This is a genomic window from Methanohalophilus euhalobius (assembly GCF_900215215.1).
Lineage (GTDB): Archaea > Halobacteriota > Methanosarcinia > Methanosarcinales > Methanosarcinaceae > Methanohalophilus > Methanohalophilus euhalobius.
The window spans coordinates 13,070-39,127 of the sequence record NZ_OBDR01000006.1; the positions used below are offsets into that span (position 1 = coordinate 13,070).

Below are 26,058 nucleotides of genomic sequence, written 5' to 3' on the forward strand. Positions count from 1 at the left end.
ATTAAGAAATTGAAAATCATTAAAGAGGACTATATATGACAGAACTAGGGATTGTTGCAGTAGGCGGTTACAATGAAATGGGCCGTAACATGACTGCCATAAGAGTTGATGACAAGATCATCATAATTGACATGGGACTACGTCTGGATAGGGTGCAAATCCATGAGGACGTAGAAATTGATAAAATGCATTCTCTTGAGTTAATTGAGATGGGTGCTATCCCTGACGACACAATAATGAAAGAGATTGACGGGAATGTATGTGCAATTGTTTGCACACACGGCCACCTTGATCACATAGGTGCTATTTCAAAACTGGCACACAGATATGCAGCTCCGATAATCGGAACGCCGTACACCTCTGCCCTGATACAACACCAGATTGATTCTGAACGCAAGTTTGGTGTGAAGAACAGGATAATATCCGTAAAGGCCGGCGGCACATATCAGGTTAGTGATGAGGTCTCAATCGAAATGATAAGGGCCCAGCACAGTATCATAGATGCGGTATTTGTGGCAGTCCATACTCCCAGGGGTGCCATTTTGTATGCATGCGATTTTAAACTCGATCGTACACCCACCCTTGGAGAACCTCCGGCATTTGACAGGTTAAGGGAACTTGGCAAGGAAGGTGTTGTGGCCATGATTGCCGAAAGTACAAATGCGACAAGGGCAGGTAAAACCCCTTCCGAAAGAATAGCCCATGATATGGTTCGTGATGTATTGCTTGGAACGGAAGAATCCGATGTGGGCATGATAATAACCACTTTCGCATCCCATATTGCCCGTCTGAATTCTATAATGCAGTTTGCAACAGAAATGAAGAGGACCCCAATCCTGCTTGGACGCTCTATGGACAGATATGTGAATACTGCCCGTGAACTGGGATACATCGAACTTCCGAAGAAAACAGAAATATACGGTAACCGCAAAGATATTGACAAGGCATTCAAGAAGATAATGGAGAAAGGTAAGGACAAATACCTCCCAATCGTTACAGGCCACCAGGGTGAACCGGGTGCAATTCTTTCCAGGGTTGCCAATGGTGATACTGCCTATAAAATAGAATCCGGAGATAAGGTAATTTTCTCAGCAAACACAATCCCTACCCCGATGACACAGGCAAACAGGTATGCTCTTGAGACAAAACTCAAAATGAAAGGAGCACGTTTGTATGATAATGTCCATGTTTCCGGACATGCATACCGTGAAGACCACTGGGAATTAATAAGACTCGTTAATCCTGAAAATGTAATTCCTGCACACGGCAACATCGATATGCACAGTGCCTATATTGAAATGGCTGAAGATGCAGGCTATGAACTAGGTCACACACTTCATCTATTGAGAAACGGAGAAGAATTATATCTTGAAGATTAAAACTGCAATCATAATTGGTTGGGATAATATGGATTTAATTGATGAATTGAAAAAACGCAGTACCCTGGTCGATGAATCTATAGAGGAATTTTTGCCCATCGACCACCCGGAGGAATTGTACCGTGCAACGCGGTACCTTCCGGATGCCGGAGGGAAAAGACTTCGCCCGGCAATCCTCATGCTTTCTGCTGAAGCAGTGGGTGGAGATTCTGATTCCGTGCTTCCTGCTGCTGTTGCCCTTGAACTTATCCATAATTTCACACTTATACACGATGACATTATGGATAGGGATGATATTCGCCGCGGAATGGCGGCACTTCATGTGAAATGGGGTACTGCAGGAGCAATTCTGGCCGGTGACACCCTTTATTCCCGTGCCTTTGAGATCATTTCGAAAATGGATGCCGACCCACAGAAATTACTCAAATGTGTGGCCTTATTGTCCCGTACCTGTACCGAAATCTGTGAAGGGCAGTGGCTGGATGTTGATTTCGAAAAAAGGGATGTTGTGGATGTGGCCGAATATCTGGAAATGATAGAAAACAAAACATCTGTGCTTTATGGTGCTGCTGCCAAAGTGGGTGCTATCCTTGGAGGAGCATCCGATGAAGTTGCTGATGCAATGTACGAATTCGGCCGCCTTACAGGTATAAGTTTTCAGATACATGATGATGTGATCGACCTTATTACTCCGGAGGAAATTCTGGGTAAATCTAGAGGTAGTGACCTGAAAGAAGGCAAAAAGACCCTTATTGCACTTCATGCCCTGAATAATGGCGTTGAACTGGAATGCTTTGGCAAAGCTGATGCTACCCAGGATGAAATCGACAGTGCAGTCGCAAAACTGGAAGAATCAGGAACCCTTGCCTATGTCAGGGAAATGGCTGATAACTATCTTGAGGATGGTAAGAACAAACTTGGTTTGCTGGAAGATTCTCCGGCTAAAGAAACATTGATTGAAATTGCCGATTATATGGTCAGTAGAGAATACTGACCACTATTTTTGTGATAATTTATATATATATTATTCTCCCAATTGTAACCTGAGTTATACTTTATTCTTTCAAGGAGAATGGTATGAAAGACTTGGCGCATAGGATAGAAGATTATAATCAGGCATGCCTACATAACAGGCATTTTCTCCATAAATTACAGTTTTGGAAAGGGGAGCCTGAAACACTACCTGCTTATGAGCCTGGTATCCATGGTGACCTGGTAAATTTTGAGATTCCAGAAGGGTATGAAGAAATTGAACGCTATTGGGTTGATGAACCCTATGTCTTCGTAAGCATTCTCAAAAGACTGGGTATATACCGCTATGTGGTTGTGGAACCTTCACTTTCTGTGTATGAGAAAGATATCCTGGAGCGCACCTATAGCGATCTGAAAGACGTTCTCACAATCGATGAAACAACTTGTGCCGATTCTGGCAGGGATATTATCCTTGTTTCAAAAGCCCTTTCTCTTTTCAAACGTTACCGTATTCCGCTGGAGGTTTCTTCTGAATACAGGATCCTTTACTACCTGAGGCGTAATTTTCTGGGATTTGGAAGAATCAATCCTCTTATGATGGATTCTGATATTGAAGATATTTCATGTGATGGGGTAGATATTCCCATATATCTTTATCACCGAAAATATCTGAATATCGAGACAAATATTTCATACACAGAGGACAAACTTAACTCTTTTGTGATCACGCTCTGCCAGAGATCAGGGAAACACATTTCGGTGAGTGAACCTCTTGTTGATGCTACTCTTAACGACGGATCGAGACTGCAGGCTACTCTGGGCAAGGAAATTACTACCAGGGGCAGTTCTTTTAGTATACGTAAGTTCAGGGGAGACCCGATTACTCCTGTAGATCTTATCAATTTCGGAACCTGTAATCTGGAAATGATGGTATACTTCTGGCTGGCAATTGAAAACGGTTTCAGTGCCATTTTTGCAGGAGGAACGGCTTCGGGTAAAACCACAATGCTTAACGCGATCTCATTGTTCATGCCACCGCTTTCCAAAATAGTGTCCATCGAGGATACCAGGGAAATCATGATGTACCATGACAACTGGATAGCAAGTGTTACCAGGGATTCTATAGGCAGAAGCGGAGCTGGAGAGGTTTCAATGTATGACCTTCTCAAATCTGCTCTCCGCCAGAGACCAGAAACCCTGATTGTAGGAGAAGTCAGAGGCAAGGAAGCTCTTATACTTTTCCAGGCCCTTTCAACCGGGCATACAACCTATTCCACAATACATGCGGGGGATGTGCAGACAGTGGTTAACAGACTTGAAAATGAACCTATCAATGTACCGCATGCAATGCTCCAGTCCCTGGACATCCTCTGTATACAAAGACAGGTATACGTGGATGATAAAAGAGTACGCAGACTGGATAACCTGGTCGAATTTACAGGAATTGATCCCAAGAGCGGAGATATAAGAATCAATGAATTATACCAGTGGGATTCTACCAAAGATGAATTTTTACACAATGGGCAATCCAATGTATTAAAACTCATCGTGCAGAAAAAAGGTTGGTCTGCCCATAAATTGCGGGAAGAAACGCAGAATCGCCGTATGATCCTGGAATATCTTCTGGACCATGACATCAGAGATTACATAAGCATTTCACTACTGGTGAAAACCTATGCAACATCTCCTGAAATCGTGCTGGATGCAATTGAAAATGATGCTCTTGTAGACCTGCTGCAGCAGGAAAGGTGATTTTTGATGATGCCTTTTCAGGATATTGCATACAGGTTATTCGGTAAACACGCATTCCAAAAAAAAGATGAGTATCCGAAATTATGTCATTCCCTGAAAAGTGCACGTTTTGCCATTCCTGCAGATCAGTATATATCAACAGGATATCTCTATTCCCTAATTTCTTTTTGCGTCACAGGTATTATATTTTATTTTATTGCATCGCGCCTTTTCGAAATTCTTGATCTATCCATCATCGATGATATGCGCATAATTGCTCTTCTATCATCCATGATTATAGCCCTCTTATTTTCCACGATTCTGTTTAATATCCAGATGAAACTCCCGCTCCTCTGGGCAAGTAATCGCAAGGCTTACCTTGACCAATCATTAACCCACGCTGTAGCATACCTGTACGCATTGAGCAAAGGTGGGGGGATGAGTCTTTTTGATATATTTAAATCATTAAGCCAGCAGAGGCATATTTATGGAGTCGCTGCAGATGAATTTGGATACATAGTCAGGGATATGGAATACTTTGGCTATGACATGCTCACAGCACTGAAAAATGCAAAAGAGAATTCTCCCTCTGAAAAATATAAGAATTTCCTGGATGGCATGCTCTCAATTATTTCCAGTGGGGGAGATGTTATTTCATATCTAAAAAATAAAAGTGAACAATATCGTTTTCTTGCAATCAGGGAACAGAAGACCTTCCTTGAAACACTCGCAATACTTGCGGAAGTTTATGTAACAGTATTCGTAGTGGGCCCTGTTTTTCTCATAACGATACTTATCGTATTGGGCTTTATGGGATCGAATTCATTAGACGTACTGTACATTTTAGTTTATGTCCTCATACCGATAGGCACAGTTTTATTCATAGTTTTCTTATCCACAATATCGGATAACCTGGAAGGAAGAAGCATTCAAACTTCACAGCAAATTTTCAATGAATTTGATAATGTCAGAGTGAATGAATATACAACTATCGATGAAAAGATGTTGAAAAAAATTTCCTGGAACTGCACGATATATAACATTATTGATAAAGTAAGTAATCCTATTAAGTGGTTGACCCGTAAACCTCATTATTCTTTAATATTGAGTATTCCTGCAGGTCTGATTTGCATATTATATGGAAACCTGACCATATTGTCATCACTCGATTTTTCAAGCATCAGTTTAAGTTACATCAATGTAGAGGCAGCTGCTGCAATCGATGATTACATTGTGTTTGCATTTATTATCATAAGTGTTCCTTTTATTGTATTTTATGAATCAAAGAGAAGATGGGTTTTGAAAGTTGAAAATGAAATGCCCGAATTCTTGAAAAGACTTGCAAGTATCAATGAAGCAGGAATTCGCCTCTCCAGCGCAATATCCCTGGTTTCACGTTCAAAAATCGGAGTCTTGAATACAGAAATTAAAAGAATGGCTTCCCATCTTTCCTGGGGTGGCAATCTTGAGGAAGTTCTCAAAAAGTTTGAATACAGGGTCAGGACTGAATTTAACAGCCGAATTATTACTTTAATCATACGGGCCAGCGAATCTACAAGCGATGTTATCAGTGTACTCAACATCGCTGCATCAGAAGCCGATATGCAGAATCAGCTCAAAAAGGAACGCTCAGCTGAAATGACAGTATATGTATTCATAGTCTATATCGCTTTTCTGGTGTTTCTTTTCATTGTTTATGTGCTTGCTGCCTACTTCCTTCCGGCAGTACCTTCTTCTGCGGGAGATGCAGTGGCAGGCATGCCTTTGAATATTCAATTTGACATGGATGCCTATATATTGCTTTTCTTCCATGCATCCCTTATACAGGGCGTGTGTTCCGGGCTGGTTGCCGGGAAGATGGGGTCTGGCAGTGTTTTGGCGGGCGTGAAACATTCACTGTTCCTGGTATTGATAGCTTATATCACCTTTACACAATTCATCTAAAACAGGATAAACATGTAAGCAGGAGTAATGGAACTATATGAATTCAGTGAAACAGTTTTTCAAATCCGAATCTGCAGTATCAACAGTAGTTTCATTTGTCCTTTTACTGGGCCTTTTTGTGACAGTACTGGCTGTCTTTAATGCTCATTACATACCTGAATGGAAAGCAGATGCTGAAAAAGCCCATATGGATGATGTCTATGATGACATGTCCCAGTTAAAAGCCCGGGCCGATATGCTTTCCCTTGCCAGTTCCCTTGATGAAAATAGCACTGTTTCTTTGAGCATACCCATTAAGATGGGAGGAGGAGATATTCCCATAGTGGGTCCCACCAAATCAAGTGGCGTACTGTCGGTGAATGATGATGATAATTTCAGGATCAGTATTGAAGGATTGAATACTACAAATTCTACAAATCAGTTAGTAATTTCTGATTCTTATTTTCCTGGTAATATTCGTTATGCTTCAAATAATGGTTATTACGTTGACCAAATCTTTGCCTATGAAAACGGTGCTGTGATCGTGTCACAAAGGGAAAGATCCCTTATGAAAATGGACCCGTCCATTTCAATTAAAAACCAATCTGGAACCCTATTAAAAGTTGATTTAACGCTAATGGAAATTACCGGGGATAGGGTAGTGATTACCAGCAACGGTATTGAAGAAGTTAAACTTACAGGTAATGATTGGGTTGAGGAGTTTAATTCAACTAAAAATGAGTCTCTTACCAACCTTACAATTTCTATGAATACCAGTTATCCTTCAGCATGGGCAAAATATCTCAATGACTCTGCTAAAAGTGAAGATCTTGCTTACCCAAGCGACTATAATGTTGATGAAGGCGAAGATTATGTAATCTTCAATTTAAATTCATCAGATAGCAATATCGATTTTCATCTTAACAAGGCAACAGTGGATGCAAGGGTTGGAACATTCTAATCTATTGGCAGATAGTTTTTTATCATTCAAAGTACCCAGTTAAACGGGGGTATAAGTTTGTTAAAAGAAGCTATGTTCTATGAGCAACTTGAGGATAAAAAGGTACGTTGCAATTTATGTAATCACAGGTGTCGTATAGCAGAAGGTAAAACCGGTATTTGCAGGGTGCGACAGAATAAGGAAGGGAAACTGTATAGCCTGATCTATAATACGGTTTCAAGTGAAGCCGTTGATCCTATCGAAAAGAAGCCCTTATTCCATTTCTATCCGGGCACTTACTCCTATTCACTTGGAACCATTGGCTGTAATTTCCGCTGTAAATATTGCCAGAACTGGACCATATCGCAGGTTAACCTGGACGAAGCACAATCGGTGGAAATTACCCCTGAGCAGGCAATCGATCGAGCTCTTGCAGCAGATTGCAAGAGTATTGCCTGGACCTACAATGAACCGACTATATGGTACGAATATACCTATGACAGTGCAAAGCTTGCTAAAGAGGCAGGTCTGGCTACGGTTTATGTGACAAACGGCTATATCACACCGGAAGCATTGAAGCATATAGCCCCTTATCTGGATGCTTTCCGGGTTGATATCAAGGCGTTTACAGAAAAATTCTATCATGAACTCACTTCTGCTCATTTGCAACCCGTTCTCGATTCAGCCAAACTGGCCCGTGAACTGGGAATGCATGTGGAAGTGGTGTATCTGGTGATTCCCACATTCAATGATTCAAGGGATGAATTGAGGGATGTTTGCCGATGGATAGTGGAAAACCTGGGTAAAGAAACACCGGTTCATTTCACACGTTTTCATCCAAACTATAAACTCCAGAATGTTTCTCCAACACCTGTTGAGACTCTAGACCAGGCCTATGAAATAGCAACTAAGGAAGGACTGGAATATGTATATCTGGGCAATGTTTTGTCCTCTAAATATGAGCATACGTTCTGCCCTTCCTGCGGTAATATGATTATAGGAAGGGGTGTTTTTGATGTGGAAGAAAGTCATCTGACAGAGGATAACAAATGTGAATACTGTGGTGCATCCATTCCTATCTCCGGTAAATATGGGGGTTATCTATAAAATCCTCTGATGTAACCCCTTTTTTGCCGGCGTCAAACAAAAAGTTTAAATCAGATTGATGCATTAGAAGCGCTCGCGACAAGTCGCATGCAATGTGCCGCCATAACTCAGTTGGTAGAGTGTCTGGCTGTTAACCAGAATGTCACAGGTTCGAGCCCTGTTGGCGGCGCTGATTTCATCATTTTCTATGGGCCTATAGCTTAGTCTGGTTAGAGCGCTCGGCTCATAACCGAGCGATCACCGGTTCGAATCCGGTTAGGCCCACCACAATATTTTGTCAATTCCAAAATTTCAATGCTTTCATTAGAACATCTTTTTTAGTACCGCAGCAGGCACATCCCTATTTCAGAAAAATGAAACCCTTTTTGGTGAAATGAAACAGGAATCAGGGATAATATAGACATTCAGCAACTTTCGATGGGCATTCCAATGATTAGATGGTTGCTCTTTGAAGGAGCCACGATTGTAGGTGCGGATTCTGCCATCTTCGAAAAAGGGGATTATTGAAATTCCCTGTCAGGAAACATGCCAATCACTATAGACATACTCCACACCAGTATTTGACCCCACAACCCGGATTCCAATCCGATACGTCTCACCTACAGGAACCTTCAGGTTTGAAATCTCATAAGAGACTGCTTCTTCCACATCAATTTCCGGGATCTGGTCACTTGCAACCTGGTCCCAGACCATGCCCTTCTGCGTGGCTTCAAGACCAGTGTAAATAATGACATCTTCGGCTTTTGCAGAACCAACATTCTCGACCTCGATATCGAGGTCAATGTAGGAAAAACGGGAATCGTGTCTTCCACTGCCTGCAAAGTCAACTGCAATTTCTGGATAGCCGTCAGTAATAGGAATTATCCGGGCATCGGAATTCCTGTATACAGTGGGAATCCTGCCCACTTCCCAGCCTGAATTTGTTGTTTCTAGGTAGAAATATTTCACTCCCGAATAATCATAATAGCTCCCGGGAAGGTCATCGCTGCCCTTTACCCCCACAGCCATGTGACCGGGTAATTCAATCAGCGACACGCCATATCCCATGTCATACAAAAGTGCCGCAAGCAGGATAGAGGAATCTTCACAATCCCCGCCTCCGTGGTACATTGTTTCAAAGGGGAATCTGGGATATTCATCATAACCGGCAGATACACTGTCACTGACATAAGGAAGGGACTGGACAAAAAGCATGGTTATGTAAGGAATTTCCTCCCGGCCGTAATCTGCTTCTTCTGCCAGATTTTCCATTTGTAATGTAATCTGGGATATGAATGCGTCATCATAAGGGTCATTTACAAAATGCACCCAATGGCGATAACGGGTTCTCTGTGAATATAATTCATAAGCTTCTTTGTCATATCTGGCCTGGAGCTGGAATTGCCTGTCGTCGTACTCCCATACATAATTCCTGGTGATTGAATCTTTTTCAATTTTGACCGTTGGTTTCCTTTCACTATCCCGGTCAGGAAAATCCACATACAGATATATTTCCGGTTTCAAAGTGTATGATAAGTCGATGACAAAACTGTTATCATATATACTTTCCAGTTTGATTGAATAGACTATGAACTGCTTTTCAGGGTCCCATACATCATAACTGCGGCCGACAAATATCTTTTTAGTACCATATTCATAGCCGTCTTTCCTCAACGATAAGATCGAATAGCCTTCTTTTCGGTTTATCTCCAGTACCTTCAGGGAATAACCATTATCAATATCCAGTATCGCAGTTTTCTTCAGGGTTGCATTGTACACGTTAACATCAGTTTCCGGTGAATCCGGCGTTGAAACATTATCTACCGATGTTTGCTCCTCCGGAATCTCCCCGTTTGAGTTTCCTTCTTCTGTGCAACCCAGAAAGGATAGGGACAGAAAAACAATTACAAGAACAGAAACCAATTTACTCTTTTGCATGACACATCCTGATTGATTTAAAAGTTGAAATATACCATTGACATTGGTTTACCAAATACTTAAGATCGAGCTTATTTCAAAACTGCAGATAGACCTATTCCAGCATAGCACAGGTGCAATATCTAGATCCCTCTGAAAGGTCACAGCCATTCATACCTACATACTATTTTTCAGGTCCATCTTCAAATGCGAAGAGTCAATCTATTCTATGTGCCTCTTTTCAGATATGATCCATGATCGATTCCTGCAGGTCTGCCTCTTTTTCCAGATTTCTCATTCCTGATATTTATTGGAATGTTTCAGCACCTGGCTAATTTTTGAATTGAATTCTTTGTGGATTCCCGAATTTCTAATGGTAGAATCATCAACTCTAACGTAAATCAATGCTGCGTTACATCATTGGGTATATCTCATGAATATACTTGATGTTATATGATTTAAGAATAATGATGTCCTTATTTCTCAAAGTACATACAGGTAATATGACCCAGAATCGATTCTTGTCCTGCAATTATTTTCACATCTTTTTACGGTTGCTAGATGTATACGTACATACGGTGCTACGCATCGTAGATGATAGTAGAATATGGGAGGCATGGATATGCCTGTAAAGGGGAAGGCGCTTAGGTGAGAATGTTTGCTGAAGATTGTATCATGTAGAATTATAACAAGCAAATTTCTTCATAAGTTACACTTTGAGATATTTTCGAGTGACAATCAGGGCAATAATATATAATTTTCGCTCACATTAACTTTCCATTTAATGCCTACCCAAAAATTCCGATAAATACATGAGAAGAGCTATAATTCCTTCTCTCCTTAGTATTTATTCCTGGTTAAAAACAGTTTAGTTTACTTTTCCTTTTTAGTCAACATGTCGCAGTCCCGACCCCAGACGAATCAGTGATGCTACTAGAATTGCTTCTTCAATTTCGGAATCTTTTAAACCTGCATTGCGAGCAAATTTTTTGTGGTGGGATACACATTCATCACATCCCACAGCCACAGCACTTGCAAGAGCCAGCAGTTTTTTAGTTTTATTATCGATAGCACCATCCTGCATTATGGTATCTTTTAAGTTCGAGAAGTCCTTTTCCCAATTCGACTCTTTGTCATCCATAGAAATAGTCATTTATGCCCTCCACTTTTTACATTTTCCATATATGCTTCTGCCCGCGGAGAAGGAAAATATACAATACTTCCGTTTTTCTCCTCTTTCTCAACGTAAAGGGCATTTTCCAACATTCCTATATGGAACTTGGCCTCCGTTTTGGTCAGTTCCATTTCATTTTGCAAATCATCAAGACCCATAGGTGATTCCAGTAGAAGAGATAGTATACTTCTGCGGATATTATTCTGAAGAGTTTTCAGCCCGGTGCTGTGATCTTCAGTTGGGTTGCGGTTGAGTTTACCTTCTTTTCTGACTTTAGTAAGCCATTCCTCTTTTCTTTTCTTCATATCCTCATCAGACATAGCAATCAATAATATGTAACCATTAATAACTATATTTTTTTTGGTATTTTGCATGAACTTAGCATTTAGCTAATTTTCCCATCTTCTAGATGTCAAGCAGGGTGTATCAAGGATCAGGAATCGTGTTATTGCCAGAGTCTTCAGGGAACTTGACCTGATAGAGCAGTAGGGTAGTGGTTTTCGTTGTATACTGAAGGACGCTGAAGAACCTGGGCTCCCCCAGCCGGAGGTAATCGAGATATGTATGAGGTGGAAGTTTATTGTCTACCTGGCAGATTCCATTGCGGAATCCACAGAAAGTCATCCTGGTAAAGAAGAAACTTCATGCCGGGCAGGCGAACAAGTAACCGAACATGTAACCAAACAAGTAATCGAACAAGTAACCGAAGAATGTCTTATGTTGTAGATCTTTCTGTGTTTAGAAGGAAATTTGATGAAGAATTATACCGGCCCAAAAATAATATACATTGGCTATAATCAAATATCCCCTTTTACTCAAGCAATATAAATCAATTGTTCAATGCCATATATTTTTGAAATAAACTTATAATTCCTTTCGGACTTCTATTACCAAGAACTAGTAGCCACCAATAACCAGGAATATCCAGTGCTTTTTCTTCTTCTTTTGTATTACTTTCTTCTTTCGGGAATGCACGTCGAACAATTGATGCCCACTCTTCATCCGATATCTTATATTTTGAGGACATTTTTTCAAGCTCAGAAATGATCTTAGTGGATGCACCGTGCCTATAGAATGGCTCCAAAATATTTTCTACTTGTAATGTTCCATAATCGAACATTGGCATATTTTTATGATTTTCAAATCTCTGACGAACCATACTTTCTGCATCGTCTTTAAGATTTATGAAGTGGGAATCCTTTGTTTCGACAGATGCTTTGGAACCTATTCTCATGGCCGTGTCTTGTATACTGGAAATTTCTTCCATGTAACGCAAATTATCTTCACAATTGATATGAGCACCTGGAGATGGTAAAGCCACATAATGATGGAATATTGGTTGTTTACCTTCTTTTCTTCTTAAAACCCTACCAATTCTCTGTACAAGTTGAAGACGAGTATCAGCAGAAGAAACGTTGATTCCAATTTCAGCATCTGGAATATCAATTCCTTCATCCAGCATTTTGGCACCAATCAAAATACCAGAATCAGCTCTTTTGAATTTATCTATAAGGTTGTATACATTCCCTCTGGCTTGTGAATGAATGACAAATACATTACTAAATAAAGGTTTTAATTGATTCCCGATATTTTCACAAGTTGCTATATCCATTGTGAAAAGTACAATCTTTTTCTTTTGTTGGAGATATTTGGAAGCAAGTTTTACTGCATCATCAACTTTTGGTTTTGATTTGTGCACGATCCATTTCCTTTCCTGAAGGAGGCCTCGAAGCTTATTCCAATTATCTGGTAATTTTATTTTCCTATATCTTGCAAACTCACATAACTTTACAAAGTCACGTAAGTCATTCATTTGACTTTGCTTATTTTTACTTAGATCTTTAATTAATTTTCTATCATTGCTGATTTCAGAAAAAATAGAAGATATCTTTTTTGATAACTTGTCAAATTGATTGACTTCTACAATAGAAAGATATGTAGGATGCACTTCCCATCTGAACTTAGGCAAAATTCCCTTTGATATAGCTTTTTTTACATCAAGGTTATATACCACTGGACCCAAATTTCTTTTAAGCACAGATAATTTCGTTTGTCCTTCAACTGTAGCTGATAAACCCATTCTCCATTTACTTTGTAAAGAAAGAGCATTTCTGAATTCATAACCTGCACCATGATGTACTTCATCCACTATCAACAAATCAGTACGATAAGAAGATGGAGATCTGATTACTGATTGAATTGTATTGAAATGAATCTGAAGACCACCTGAAATTACAGGAGTAGTATGCTCCAGCGATGGATTTGATAAAATTCCAAATTTATCTATTACTTCACGTCTCCACTGATTCAAAATTGCTTTGCTATGAGTAAGTATCCTAACATGTAACCTTCCATATTTTTCCAATAATTTTTGGATCGCCATAAGTCCAACAACAGTTTTACCAGTTGCTGTGGCCATTTCCAGGATTCCAAAACCTTTGTTAGACAACCACGAATTTAACCCTTCTTTTTGATGTTCCCAAGGGTTAAGCATTAAAACCGGTCTAGCAAGAACATTATCTATTTCATCCTCATTGGTAGCAGATATTTTTTGCTGAAACTCCTGCAATTTTGAAATGTCTTTCAGATTAATGTAAAGTTCTAGGAAGAAGAGCGCACTCCCGGGAGATGCCACTGTTTTTGCTTTATCCACCACCCCAGGACACATTCCCATTTTGATGAGAAGTTTTTTGAAGAAAAGGATTGCAGGGGTCGATAAAATAGTACCCATATAGTAATCAGAATTTTTATAGAACAGATATTTAAGGTTATTATCCGCAGCGGCACGGAATTGTAGAAAGTTGTCTCTTAATTTTTTGTCATCAATTACGTATTCATCTTCAGAAATTGATATAATCCTTTCTCTGAACATCTGGAAAAATAAATTTGTGAAAAAATGCTCCAGTTTACGATATTCCGTATAATAGCCTGCTCCGGTATGTCTTAGAGTCGGAACAATATTCTGATTTTCTTTATACATCTGATATATCAACAGTTCGTCATCAGAAATTGCAAGTGTTCGAGCATCAGAATAAGATGACAGGTCTTTCAGAAATTCATCATAAGTTGGTGCTTCTTCAAAAGATACTGTCTTTATATTTTTCTTGCAGGATATGCCAGTGTAAGGTATTGATGCTTTGTTGACCTTTTCGTTTTGAATTTTAGCAACTTCGTCGATACATTTATTAGAATCTTCATGATTTCCAGATTTGTTATACAATTGGGCTGCTTTTTCGTATAATTTTATTGCTTGATTCTTTTTATTTTGGTGTCGATTGCGGTTATAAGCAAACTTACAAGCTTTGGCCTGTTTTTCATAGATGTACGGATTTTTTGCCTCTGCTTTGAGTGCCTTTTTGCAACAAATTTCCATTTCACTCCAGTTTCTATACTGTTCATACAATTGCATGGCTTTCATGTATGCATCAGCAGCTTTTCTTTTGTGACCCATTGCCAAAAGCAAATCTGCATTCTTAGTGCACAATTGTGGAGTTGGGTAAGTTTTCCCATCTATTTCCAATTTAAGTGATTCATTACATACATGTTGGACCAGTTCGATTTTGTCTTCATATTCCCAAAAATCGGCAGCCTTCTTGTAAGCCCGTCTTACTTTTTTAATTTTATCTTCTGGTTTATTAAAAGACTGTGTTCCCATTATTTTTCCTTCTACATAAAAATAGAAGGGATTGTTTTGCTCAGGCTCATAATTTACAATATCGAAAAATGAGGACATTTGACCATTCTGTTTGAGTAATTCTAAAACACGGTCCAAAAAGACGATTCCCATCTTATTTTTGTTAACTGAGAAACACTTTTTTGATTTTGAACACCATGTATTCAAATTAGTGTAACCTAGTTCATCGGTTAAATCAAATAATTTGTACAAATTTTCTATAGGATTGTATTTGATTAGTAATTCGAGCGCTATATCCATATTGTAATTAGATTCGTTATTATTATTCAACTCATATTGAATAACTGACTTAGAAAAAAGTGCCCCTGCATCGTCTGGATTAATGGTAAGCAAATGTTCGTATACATCAAGGGCTGCTTCTAGGTCTTTGTTATTTACAAATTCACGAATTGATGTTATATATGCATCAATCGATTCAGAATCATTTATCAGGTTGAAGCATACAGAAGCCTTCATTGCGTAAAAATAAGGATTTGAGGGATCATTTTCAATAAGCCCATTGTAATTACAAAGTGCAGTTTCATTTTCACCCAAGTTATAGTTAATTGAGGCAATTTTTTCCAGAAGCGGGTTTGAGGGGTGAAGGTGATTTAAATTTTGATATAATTCCAATGCTTTTTCGTGTCTTCCAATTTTAAGATAAGAATCTGCTTTTATTAAGATAAGGTCGTAATTGGGATTATTTATAGTTTCAATTATTTCAAGGGCCTTATTGAAATCACCTTGAGAGTGATAATATATAGCTTTACTTTCTGAACTTTGGTTTAATTGTTCCTCGCTTTGCCCAAGATTTATATTGTATTCTTGTATTTCATATTTGTAATTTGAAGGTGCTATAGCCATATTAACTGTATAGAAATACAACTTCCTAAAATATAACTATTACTATTATATACTATCATAAGTAAATAAAATACACAAGGTTTGCTAATGTAATAATGGACAATCTTAACAATTAGAAAAACACCTATACACTATAAAAATTATTCAATAACCATGACCATCGAAGAACGCCTAGATTTACTTGAAGAAACCATCCAGAGCGAGGAGTTTCTACAAGGTAAAGGATTGGGAAATGAAGTCCCTTTTTGGATATTTGATTATCCACCGGAGAAAGAACTACTTATACGTTCCAGGATTCCTAAATTAAAAGAGAATTTGAAACTTAAATCAATAAATATTCTGGAGATTGATTTGTATGAACTGTGTCTTGAAATTGTCACAGCAAAAATTCCTATGGAACGAATTATGCAATTTGAATCTGACAAAGGATCTGACAAGTTGCTTGAAAAATTAAGATTGATGCTTAAGCCTGCAAATATCCAGCGAACCATCAAGAAAAAAATGGATGAATTTGGTGATGTGGGTATTGTTTTTATCACTGGAGTTGGGAAAGCCTGGCCTTTTATAAGGTCACACTCAATTCTGAATAATTTACAACCAGTTGTGGATGACATGCCACTGATATTATTTTATCCCGGAAAATACAGTGGACTGGATTTAAGCTTATTCGGTAAATTCAAAGACGGGAACTACTACAGGGCGTTCAGGCTTGTGGATGACAGTGCGATAGACATCTGAGGGTGGGAATATGACTAATGATATTATGATACAGGATCTTTTTGAAAAGGATATAAAAAGGGATATTAAAGGAGTTATCAAGGTCGATCAATATGACGAAAATATTGTCGATACCGAACTTGATGAATATGTAATTACAAGGGAGACATCAAAACACTTGGATGTCTTTTTCCAGCGCTATTATGATGCAATGCTTACTCCCACAGATAAAATAGGTGTGTGGGTTTCCGGTTTTTTTGGGTCCGGTAAATCACATTTTATCAAAATGCTGTCTTATCTCCTGGAAAACCGTAATGTGAAAGGTAAAAATGCTCTTGATTTTTTCCAGGAAAAAGTTGAGGATCCTTCAATCTACAGCAATATTGAAAATTCTGTTAATTTTGGCAGCAAGGATGTAATACTTTTCAATATTGATTCTAAGGCCAATACTATCCATGCAGATCCGGAACCGATTGTCAATATTTTGATGCGAGCTTTTAATGAAAAGCGAGGTTTCTATGGGGATGTATTCTGGATAGCAGACCTGGAAGAGGACTTAACTGAAAAAGAATTGTATGAACAATTCAAACTTGAGTTCAAAAAGATTGTAGGGGATTCCTGGGAAGAGAGGCGTGATTCATATGCTTTTGAACAGGATGCTATAATTGATGCTCTGGTGGCTTGTAATTATCAGAGCAGGGAATCATTGAATACTCTCTTTCTAAATGATGGGGAGACTTATCATCTGGATGTAGAGAAGTTTGCCAAAAAAGTTGAAAAATACTGTGAATCCCAGGGAAAAGATCATCAGGTTATTTTCCTGATCGATGAGATTGGACAGTATATTGGTGAAAATAGCAAGATGATGCTGAATCTGCAGACCATTGCAGAGGAATTGGGCACAAAACTGGCAGGGAAAGCGTGGCTGGTTGTGACTGCACAGGCAGACATTGATACTATTACAGAAGACCGTGTCAAAGGTTATGATTTCTCAAAGATCCAGGGACGATTCGATACCAGATTGAGTCTTTCCAGTGCCAATGTGGATGAAGTTATCAAAAAGAGGATACTTGCAAAAAAGCAAGAATATAATGCAACCCTTGCAGCCTTTTTTGCTGAGAAGAAATATGAACTTAAGAATTTGCTGGCTTTTTCCAAAGATTGTGCTGAGATGAAATTCTACAGGGGCGAGGAAGATTTCATTAATGTTTATCCTTATGTGCCCTACCAATTTTTCGTTTTGCAAAAGGTCTTTGAGAGAATTAGAAACAGTGGGTTTACAGGCAAGCATCTGGCAAAAGGTGAACGTTCGATGCTTAATGCTTTCAAAGAGGCTACTGAAAAGTATGCTGAAGAGAATATGGGCAAACTTATTCCATTTTATTCTTTTTATGATACAGTTGAGAGTTTCCTTGATCCCATTATCAAGTCTACTATCACTCAAGCTCAGGACAATTCAGAGTTAGAGGAGTTTGACAATCAGATTCTCAAGTTACTGTTTTTAATAAGAAATGTAAAAGAAGTCGTTCCAAATCTGGATAATCTGGTTGTCCTTTCAGTGAGTTCTGTAGATGAGGATAAGTTGGAATTGAAGAGAAAGGTGGATGAATCCCTTAAAAGATTAGAACAGCAGACCCTTATCAGTAAGTCCGGAGATAGTTATCATTTCCTGACCAATGAAGAACAGGAAATCAACAAAGAAATCAAAAATACCGAAGTTGAGAATTACCGTGTTCTGGATACGATTTATACATATATTTTCGGTGATTCCAGTGAGATTTGTCCTACGAGATATAAGGATTATAAGTTTAACAAAGCAGTTGATGAAAAGTACAAATCTGCCGGCAATGCCGACCTGACTGTCAAATTCCTGACACCCCTTTCAGATGAATTGTACCATAAAAGTGATCAACAATCCCTGTCTGGAGATGTGTTGAGCAATGTTGATTCCAAGGAAACTTTACTGTTTGTTTTCCCTCCGGATAGTAAAGTAGTTGATATGGTTCGCAACCACCTGAAAATAGAGAAATATCTGCGTCAAAATAGTTCAAATTCCAATATATCAGAAATTAATGATATTCTCCGTTCCAAGGAAGTGGAAAAGGAAAAACTAATTGATGAGGCTAAAAGGGCAGTATTTGAAAGTGCAAAGAATGCACGTGTTTTTATTCATGGGAAAGAAGTGAACAGTATTGAGAAGAAAAACCCTAAGGAGAGAATTAAGGATGGGCTTGATGAACTTTCCCAGAATGTTTACAGTAAGGCATCCTATGTCACTTATGATTACGATTCTGATAAGGATGTATTGAGGGTATTAAGAGCTGATGACCTGGAAAAGTTTGGTGTAGGGAAGTCTGATACAAATAGGAATGCTCTTGAAGAACTGCGTGATTATATCAAAGTCCGACATCAAAGGAATGATGTCCTTGTTTTGAAGGATATCAAGGAGAAGTTTTCGAGCAAACCATATGGCTGGAAGGATATGACCATTGCAGGTCTTGTAGCCACTCTTTTTGCCAACGAGGAAATCAAACTCTCCTACCAGAAAACTGCTTTGATCCTTAAATCTGAGAATGCCGATGAGATTGCCCGTTATCTGACTAAAAGGGAAGATGCTGATAGAATAGTTGTAAAGATTTGGGAAAAATCCAATCAGCAGACAATAAAGGCTGTCAGAGATGTGTTGAATGATGTGTTTGACAGGACGGCAATTCCTGAAAAAGAGAATGATCTTTTTGAATATACAAAGCAGGTTTTCAGCGAGAAAAGGGATGCTGCAGAAAAATATGCTGGACGTTATCAGGAAGTAGAAGCCTATCCAGGCAGAGAAGAGATCAGAGCTTACAGTGATTTCCTGAAAGAAATCAATCAAATCAATGATCCATCTGATTTTTTGCAGGAGGTTGCAGATAGGAAAGATGAATTGATAGAAGTTCACGAAGAAGCCAAACATTCGATTGGTTTCTTTGAAAGTCAGATGGTTGATATTTTCAGGGAAATGTACAACAGGGCAGATAAATATGAGCGGAATCTGCAGTTTCTCGATGCAGATATGAAGCAAAATGTCCGGACTGTACAGGAAATTCTGGAGATGGATAAACCATACTCCCGTATCAAAGAATTACCGCAGTTAGGCGGGAAAATAGATGATGCTCTCCAGAAGAGTCTTGATAATCTAAAGGAAGAAGGGTACGAGAAACTAGATCTCCGCAGGACAGAAGTTGCTCGGGAAATCGATTCTTATGGAAACTTAGGGAATGGTTTCAAAGATCGTGTTTTGCAGCGTTTTGATCATCTAAAGGGTAAGATTGCAGAATGTGAAGACTGTGTATATGCAAAAACCCTGAATGATTCTATCGATGACCTGTACAAGGATGTTACTGATGAAGTTTCCAGACAATTGCAAATAATCAGGGAAAGAGATGATGTTGAAGGTGGAGAAGAAAAGCCTCATGTCAAACCTGTAAGGGTTGTTGATGCATCTGAATTTAGGAGTCAAAAGAAAATCGAGACCGAAGAAGACCTTGAAGAATATCTAGACAGCATTCGGCAAAAACTGAAGGGGCTGCTTGAAGAAAACAAGATCACGGTGGTCTAATGGATAAGAGCAGTATCATTACATTTTCCAATTCATTACGAAATAAACTGGTGCAGGAAGTAAAGGATAGGGCTGCCTTTTACGGTATCCTGCCGGATAAAGTATTACCCGTGGATTCAGAGCATGCGGATTCCATTGTTATCGGAGGTAAGGTCTACAACAAGAAGATCAAAAACCAACGTGCAAGACTTGTGAAGGAAGTAGCCGAGAAGGGTTATGAGAAGGTGATGGACGAAGTAACCTATACCTGGTTTAACCGGTTTGTGGCCCTGAAGTTCATGGAGGTTAACGATTATCTGCCTGTAAAGGTATTTACCTCATCTAATGCAGACAGGAAGGAACCTGAAATCCTGACAAAAGCAGCAGACCTGGATTTTTTGAAACTGGATCTCGATTATGTACTGGACATCAAAGCCGAGGGCAAGGATGAGGAACTCTATCACTACCTGATCCTCAAAATCTGCAATTACCTGCATGAGATTATGCCATTCCTGTTCGAGCAGATCGAGGATTACACCGAATTACTCATCCCGGAATACCTGCTCCATACGGATTCGGTCCTTGTGGAATTGAATGATATCATTCCTGAGGAGGACTGGCAGGAAGTTGAGATCATCGGCTGGATCTATCAGGATTACGTGGCACCACGTAAGGAAAAAGTGTTTGCCAACCTGAAGAAGAATGTGAAAATCAATAAGGAAAACATTCCTGCAGCGACCCAGTTGTTCACTCCGAAGTGGATTGTCAAGTACATGGTGGAGAATTCCCTGGGCAGATTATGGCTGGAATCCAATCCCAGTCCCAACCTGCAGGACAAGTTTGAGTATTTCATTGACCAGGAGACCCCTGAGCCGGAAGAAAAAATCTACAGCCCCGAGGAAATCACCCTGCTGGACCCGGCGATGGGATCAGGCCATATTCTGGTCTATGCTTTTGATGTATTTTATGAGATCTACCGCTCCATGGGCTATCTGGATAATGAGATCGCTCCCCTTATCCTGAACAAGAACCTGTACGGTCTGGAGATCGATGACCGAGCCACCCAACTGGCAGGATTTGCCCTGATGATGCAGGCCCACAAATACGACCGCAAGTTATTCGAAAAAGACATCCAGCTCAACCTCTGTTCCATCCAGGAGACCAACAATATAGATTACATCCCCGAGCAGAAGTATCCCGAACTGCACCGCCTCATCGAATTCTTCGAGGATGCCAAGGAATACGGCTCCATCCTCAAAATGCCCAAGTTCGATTTCGACAAAATCGATGCCGAATACGCAAAGTTCAGCAAGAATCCTGCCATAGATACTTTCGGAGATGTGCCAAACAGCCCGGATGCCATCATCAAACAGGCCAAACTGATGAGCAGCCAGTATGATTGCGTAGTGACAAATCCACCGTATATGGGTAATAAGGGAATGAATCCAATACTCAAAAAATACTCTAAAGACAACTATCCTGACAGCAAGTCAGATCTTTTTGCCATGTTTATAGAAAGTAATTTCAATTTTACGAAGCTTGCAGGTCAACTCGGATTTATGGCACCTTATGTATGGATGTTTATTTCATCATATGAAAAATTAAGAAATTATTTGATAGAGCAGAAAACTATCACTTCATTGATTCAACTTGAATATTCGGGTTTTGATGGTGCAACAGTACCAATTTGTACATTTACAGCTAAAAATGTCCATCTTCCTAATTATAAAGGTGGATATGTAAGGCTCTCTGATTTCCGTGGAGCAATAAATCAGGCTCCAAAAGCTCTAGAAGCTATAAAAAATCCAGAATGTAGCTGGTTTTATACCGCCTCCGCCGCCGATTTCAAGAAGATTCCAGGGAGTCCGATTGCTTATTGGATGAGTGAAAAACAAAAAAAGTTATTCATACACGAACCTCTTAAAAAATATGCAACATTCAAAGAGGGTATAACAACTGCTAACAATGACTTATTTTTAAGACTTTGGAGTGAAGTTAAGATAAGTGACATAACATTTAATTCTAGTGAATCTAATTCTAGTTTATTTTGGGTTCCCTATAATAAAGGTGGAACTTTCAGGAAATGGTTTGGTAACAACTACTATATTGTTGATTGGAGAATAAATGGCAGTAGAATAAAAGATTATCCCGGTTCATCTTTTCGTAATCCTTCATACCATTTTAGAGACGGAGCAACTTTTTCTGCATTAAGTTCATCTTCTTTATCTGTTCGTTATTCTGGGAAAGGATTCGCTTTTGATAGCAAAGGAACTATGTTTTTCTCAGACAGAGCTTTAAAAGGAATTGTTGTCTATTTGAATTCAAAAATATGTGGCAAACTTCTAGAGTTAGTGACACCTACATTAGATTTCAGATTTGGAACCATACAAGAACTGCCATACCTAAAAAATGAACCTTTAAATTTTGAAAGATTAGTTGAAGGTTCAAAATCCGACTGGGATTCCTACGAAACATCCTGGGACTTCACCACCTCACCGTTCCTTAAAACCGAATTCCACAGTCCAACCCTCGAAGAAACCTACTCTAAACTCCGCACTCACTGGAAAGAAATGACATTGGATATGCAGCGACTGGAAGAGGAGAACAACTGTATTTTCATTGAGGCTTATGGTTTGCAGGATGAAATGACACCTGATGTTCCCCTTTCAGAGATCACGCTGACCTGCAATCCTTATTATCGGTATGGAAATAACAAATCAGAGGAAGAACTTGAAGCATTGCGGTTTACTGATACCATAAAAGAGTTTATCTCCTACGCCGTGGGCTGCATGTTCGGGCGGTATTCTCCGCATAAGGAAGGTCTGATTCTTGCCAATCAGGGAGAAGGAATGCAGGAGTTTATGGAGAAAGTGCCTGATGCAGAGTTTTTGCCGGATGAGGATGCCATCATACCTATACTGGATGAGGAGTATTTCACAGATGACATCGTGGGCAGATTCAAGGAGTTCTTGAATGTGACCTTCGGGCCGGAGAAATTGTCGGAGAATATGGATTTCATTGCACAAGCACTCAGCACCAAGGGCAAGAAGAAAACGAAGTCTTCCGAGCAGGTCATCCGGGATTATTTCCTGAAGGATTTTTACAAGGACCACGTGAAAATGTATAAGAAGCGGCCGATTTACTGGTTGTTTACTTCAGGAAAGAAGCGGGCTTTCAATGCGCTGGTCTATATGCACCGCTATGACAGGACCACACTTGCCAGGATGCGGACAGAGTATCTACTGGAACTGGAAGGGAAAATGGATGCTCACAGGGAGATGCTTTCCAGTGAGGATGCCCGCAGTGCAAAGGAGAAGGCGAAATTGGCCGGGTATATTGAAGAAATAATGTCTTATGATGAAGTGCTCAAGAACAAGGCCGATGCATATATTGAGATCGATCTGGATGACGGGGTTAAGGAGAATTACAAGTTGTTTGATGGATTGGTGAAGAAGATATAATTATTAATCAGATAAAAATAATTATGAAACCGTTTTAACAATAATATAGAGGGGAATAATTAATGAATAAACCACTTGAATGGTTTAAAAAAGCCATTGATTCAGGCGAGTATGAAATAGATGTAATTACTGAGATGGAATCGTGCATCTCCGAAGATGGATTTGATGTCAATGAATTCATGGATTGGACTGATAAAAAAATAAATCAAGAGTTAAGTGATGATTGATATGGGAGAAGTAAAAAAAATCACTATATCGGGGTTTAGGGGAATAAATAGACCTCCTTTAGAACTTGATTTTCAAAATGGTAAATCAATGATGATTTATGGAACAAATGGTACTGGCAAAAGTTCTATAGTTGATGCATGGGAATGGTTATATTCTGGAAAAATAATGCATCTAGCACGTGAAAATGCAAAAGAACACGCGTATCCTCACAAAGAAGCAGGTAATGATCAAACTTGGGTAAAAGTTGATTTTACTAGAAGTGAGATTGGGGAAATTGTAGCCACATTTAACTTAGATAGGATAACTCATCCCTTCATTGAAGGAAATTACTCTGAGATTAAAAAGGTTGTTTCACATCCTTGCCATCTTAGATATCGTGACTTAACTGAATTTGTATATGCGACTAAAGGAAAAAAATATGAATTTTTGTCCTCTCAAATGGGCTTTGGCGATGCCATCAAGATCCAAAACGATTTAAAAAAGGGTAGTACCCGGTTAAATGAAAAATTAATTGATCTAAAAAAAGACCTAGAATTTTATAAAAAAGAATATTGTAAAATTACGGGAGAAGAACCTAAATCTATAGAATCACATTTAAAGATACTGAATAATATCTTTTATCAACAAGATATTGAATATATCAATGAATTATCTGAATTAAATGTAAAACTTGAAAATTTGAAAGAGAAAGTTGAAAACGATGAAAAAAGCAAAAAGCTTTCCTATTGGAAAACAATTGAACAAATCATAAATCAGATATATCCAATTGAAAATATATGTACGGATGTATCAGATTTTCAATATAAACTTGCCGAATTCAAAAAAGATGAAAATAAGATATCGAAACTTATTCTTTTGGATTTGTATGAAAAAGGTCTTGAGGCTATTGAGTCTCTAAAGGCTTATGATGAATGTCCTCTATGTGATCAATATTATGGAGGAAATTTGGTAGAATATATTGAACATAAGCAAAAATCATTGAAAAAATTGAACACAATGCGAATAGAAATTGAAGAAAAGAAGAAAAATGTTAATTCTTCAATTAATGAAATTATAAAAAAGCTAGATTATGCATCTAACAATTTAAGTCAACTTGATCTTGAATCGCCAATCGTACATTTGAATGAAAATATAAATAAAAGTCTTACTTTTTTTAAAGAATGTAATATACAATTGGAAAAAAGAGTGGAGAACATTAATACAGATTATGACTTTATAAACAAGATAGATACAAACGAATTTAATTCACTTCTAAATTCACAAGAAGAAATTACAGAATCTATTTCAATACAAATTGATGAACTCGAAAAAAATGAGTATCGCAAAAAATTAGTTTCTGATTGCCATAAACTTCATAATTTATCTAACTATTTTTCAAAATGGTATGATTTGAATAGAAGTATATCTTATCTTATACAAATAAAAGATGAATATGAAAAAATAAAGGGAGACTATATTGAAGAAACAAAAAGAAATGTACAGGAGTCATTTGATTCGATATCCTCTGATGTGGCCGCCTATTTTAATATTTTAGAATGTGATAATGACGTTCTTGGTGATCCCAAAATAGAATTATATTCAGATAGTGACAAAGCGGTTGAGCTTGAAATCATGTTTGGTGGCGAATTTATTAAGCCTGCTTACAAATTCCTGAGTGAATCACAAATAAACAGTTTTGGGCTTTCCATATTCTTATCTTCAGTAAAAAGATTTAACTCAACTTTTAAATTTATTATTTTAGATGACGTGATTAATAGTTTTGATATATATAAAAGACCACGTATAATTGATATAATATCTACTCATTTTCCAGATTATCAATTTTTGATTCTCACACATGATTCAATTTGGTTTGATCGTCTCCAAAAGAAATTCCCCCAGTGGAAAAGAATGGAATTTTCTGGCTGGGATTACATGATTGGACCAAGAACTAAAACAGGTAAAAGTACATATGAGCGAATTGATGAATCCTTAACAAATGATAGACCTACAGAAGCTGGGTGGTTTTTTGGAAGGTACTTGGAGGGGATGCTTCAAGAATTGTGTGAGTCGTTAGGAGCTTCTGTTAAATTTAAAAAACGAAATGAATATACTCTAATTGAACTATTGCAAGCATTCAGATCCAGAATGGAAAAAAAGCTAAAGAAAGACAATCCAATTGTAAAACAAATAAAAGATTTTGAATTAGAGTCAGGGTTTAGAAACTTTTGTGATCACTGGAAAAGGTCAGAAAGCGACTATAGTTCATCAGAAATTAGAGAGATAGTTCAGAAATGGAAAAACATAGAAAAACAAATCGAATGTAATGAATGCCATAAATTCATAAGGTATGAAAAAAATGGAAACTACGAACATATATCGTGTCCTTGCAGGAATACAACTTTAACATGAAATTTATGAATTGTCATTTTTTAGT

At 38.4% G+C, this 26,058-nt stretch carries 16 protein-coding genes and 2 tRNA genes; 14 read left to right on the top strand and 4 right to left on the bottom strand.

Going from position 1 to position 26,058, the window contains the following annotated elements; all coding sequences use genetic code 11:
- Positions 1 to 35: 35 nt before the first annotated feature.
- The 8 genes from CP947_RS06510 (at position 36) to CP947_RS06545 (ending at position 8,319) form a co-directional block, all read left to right on the top strand.
- Positions 36 to 1,379 (top strand): RNase J family beta-CASP ribonuclease, encoded by a 1,344-nt coding sequence (locus CP947_RS06510; RefSeq protein WP_096712421.1) that lies wholly within the window; start codon positions 36 to 38, stop codon positions 1,377 to 1,379.
- Positions 1,380 to 1,407: 28 nt separating this feature from the next.
- A complete protein-coding gene (locus tag CP947_RS06515; RefSeq protein ID WP_096712485.1) occupies positions 1,408 to 2,373 on the top strand; it encodes a polyprenyl synthetase family protein in 966 nt (321 codons plus the stop codon).
- Positions 2,374 to 2,456: 83 nt separating this feature from the next.
- Complete coding sequence (locus tag CP947_RS06520) at positions 2,457 to 4,103, top strand: type II/IV secretion system ATPase subunit (RefSeq protein WP_096712422.1); 1,647 nt, start codon at positions 2,457 to 2,459, stop codon at positions 4,101 to 4,103.
- Between the two features lie 6 nt (positions 4,104 to 4,109).
- Positions 4,110 to 6,026, top strand: coding sequence for a type II secretion system F family protein (locus CP947_RS06525; protein ID WP_096712423.1), 1,917 nt, complete (start codon positions 4,110 to 4,112; stop codon positions 6,024 to 6,026).
- A 37-nt stretch (positions 6,027 to 6,063) separates the two neighbouring features.
- Positions 6,064 to 6,966: a DUF7289 family protein gene (locus tag CP947_RS06530; RefSeq protein ID WP_096712424.1), complete on the top strand. Its 903-nt coding sequence runs from the start codon at positions 6,064 to 6,066 to the stop codon at positions 6,964 to 6,966.
- 57 nt (positions 6,967 to 7,023) lie between these two features.
- Positions 7,024 to 8,052 (top strand): AmmeMemoRadiSam system radical SAM enzyme, encoded by a 1,029-nt coding sequence (gene amrS, locus CP947_RS06535; RefSeq protein ID WP_096712425.1) that lies wholly within the window; start codon positions 7,024 to 7,026, stop codon positions 8,050 to 8,052.
- 96 nt (positions 8,053 to 8,148) lie between these two features.
- A tRNA-Asn gene (locus tag CP947_RS06540) sits at positions 8,149 to 8,221 on the top strand.
- A 20-nt stretch (positions 8,222 to 8,241) separates the two neighbouring features.
- Positions 8,242 to 8,319, top strand: a tRNA-Ile gene (locus tag CP947_RS06545).
- Between the two features lie 249 nt (positions 8,320 to 8,568).
- Here the strand turns inward: CP947_RS06545 and CP947_RS06550 are convergent.
- The 3 genes from CP947_RS06550 to CP947_RS06560 form a co-directional block, all read right to left on the bottom strand.
- Positions 8,569 to 9,969, bottom strand: coding sequence for a hypothetical protein (locus tag CP947_RS06550; RefSeq protein ID WP_096712426.1), 1,401 nt, complete (start codon positions 9,967 to 9,969; stop codon positions 8,569 to 8,571).
- Between the two features lie 865 nt (positions 9,970 to 10,834).
- A complete protein-coding gene (locus CP947_RS06555; RefSeq protein ID WP_096712427.1) occupies positions 10,835 to 11,101 on the bottom strand; it encodes a carboxymuconolactone decarboxylase family protein in 267 nt (88 codons plus the stop codon).
- On the bottom strand, positions 11,098 to 11,442 hold the full coding sequence (locus tag CP947_RS06560; protein ID WP_096712486.1) for a winged helix-turn-helix domain-containing protein: 345 nt from the start codon (positions 11,440 to 11,442) through the stop codon (positions 11,098 to 11,100). The genes CP947_RS06555 and CP947_RS06560 overlap by 4 nt, the downstream gene beginning before the upstream one ends.
- Positions 11,443 to 11,686: 244 nt before the next feature.
- On the opposite strand from CP947_RS06560, the gene CP947_RS10780 reads away from it, so the two are divergent.
- A complete protein-coding gene (locus CP947_RS10780) occupies positions 11,687 to 11,848 on the top strand; it encodes a hypothetical protein (RefSeq protein WP_241646014.1) in 162 nt (53 codons plus the stop codon).
- Positions 11,849 to 11,951: 103 nt separating this feature from the next.
- Here CP947_RS10780 and CP947_RS06570 read toward each other — a convergent pair whose 3' ends face one another.
- Positions 11,952 to 15,659, bottom strand: coding sequence for a DEAD/DEAH box helicase family protein (locus tag CP947_RS06570; protein WP_096712428.1), 3,708 nt, complete (start codon positions 15,657 to 15,659; stop codon positions 11,952 to 11,954).
- Positions 15,660 to 15,812: 153 nt separating this feature from the next.
- On the opposite strand from CP947_RS06570, the gene CP947_RS06575 reads away from it, so the two are divergent.
- From CP947_RS06575 to CP947_RS06590, 5 genes are all read left to right on the top strand, one after another.
- Complete coding sequence (locus CP947_RS06575; protein WP_096712429.1) at positions 15,813 to 16,397, top strand: DUF1788 domain-containing protein; 585 nt, start codon at positions 15,813 to 15,815, stop codon at positions 16,395 to 16,397.
- 10 nt (positions 16,398 to 16,407) lie between these two features.
- The gene (gene brxC, locus CP947_RS06580) at positions 16,408 to 19,974 is read left to right on the top strand and encodes a BREX system P-loop protein BrxC (RefSeq protein ID WP_096712430.1); all 3,567 of its coding nucleotides are present in this window, start codon (positions 16,408 to 16,410) and stop codon (positions 19,972 to 19,974) included.
- Positions 19,974 to 23,414 (top strand): BREX-1 system adenine-specific DNA-methyltransferase PglX, encoded by a 3,441-nt coding sequence (gene pglX / locus CP947_RS06585; protein ID WP_096712431.1) that lies wholly within the window; start codon positions 19,974 to 19,976, stop codon positions 23,412 to 23,414. The genes brxC and pglX overlap by 1 nt, the downstream gene beginning before the upstream one ends.
- A 62-nt stretch (positions 23,415 to 23,476) precedes the next feature.
- A complete protein-coding gene (locus CP947_RS10545; RefSeq protein ID WP_165868990.1) occupies positions 23,477 to 23,641 on the top strand; it encodes a hypothetical protein in 165 nt (54 codons plus the stop codon).
- Positions 23,634 to 26,033 carry a DUF2813 domain-containing protein gene (locus CP947_RS06590; protein WP_096712432.1) on the top strand — a complete coding sequence of 800 codons (2,400 nt, stop codon included), beginning with the start codon at positions 23,634 to 23,636 and terminating at the stop codon, positions 26,031 to 26,033. Before CP947_RS10545 ends, CP947_RS06590 begins: the two co-directional genes overlap by 8 nt.
- Positions 26,034 to 26,058 lie beyond the last annotated feature (25 nt).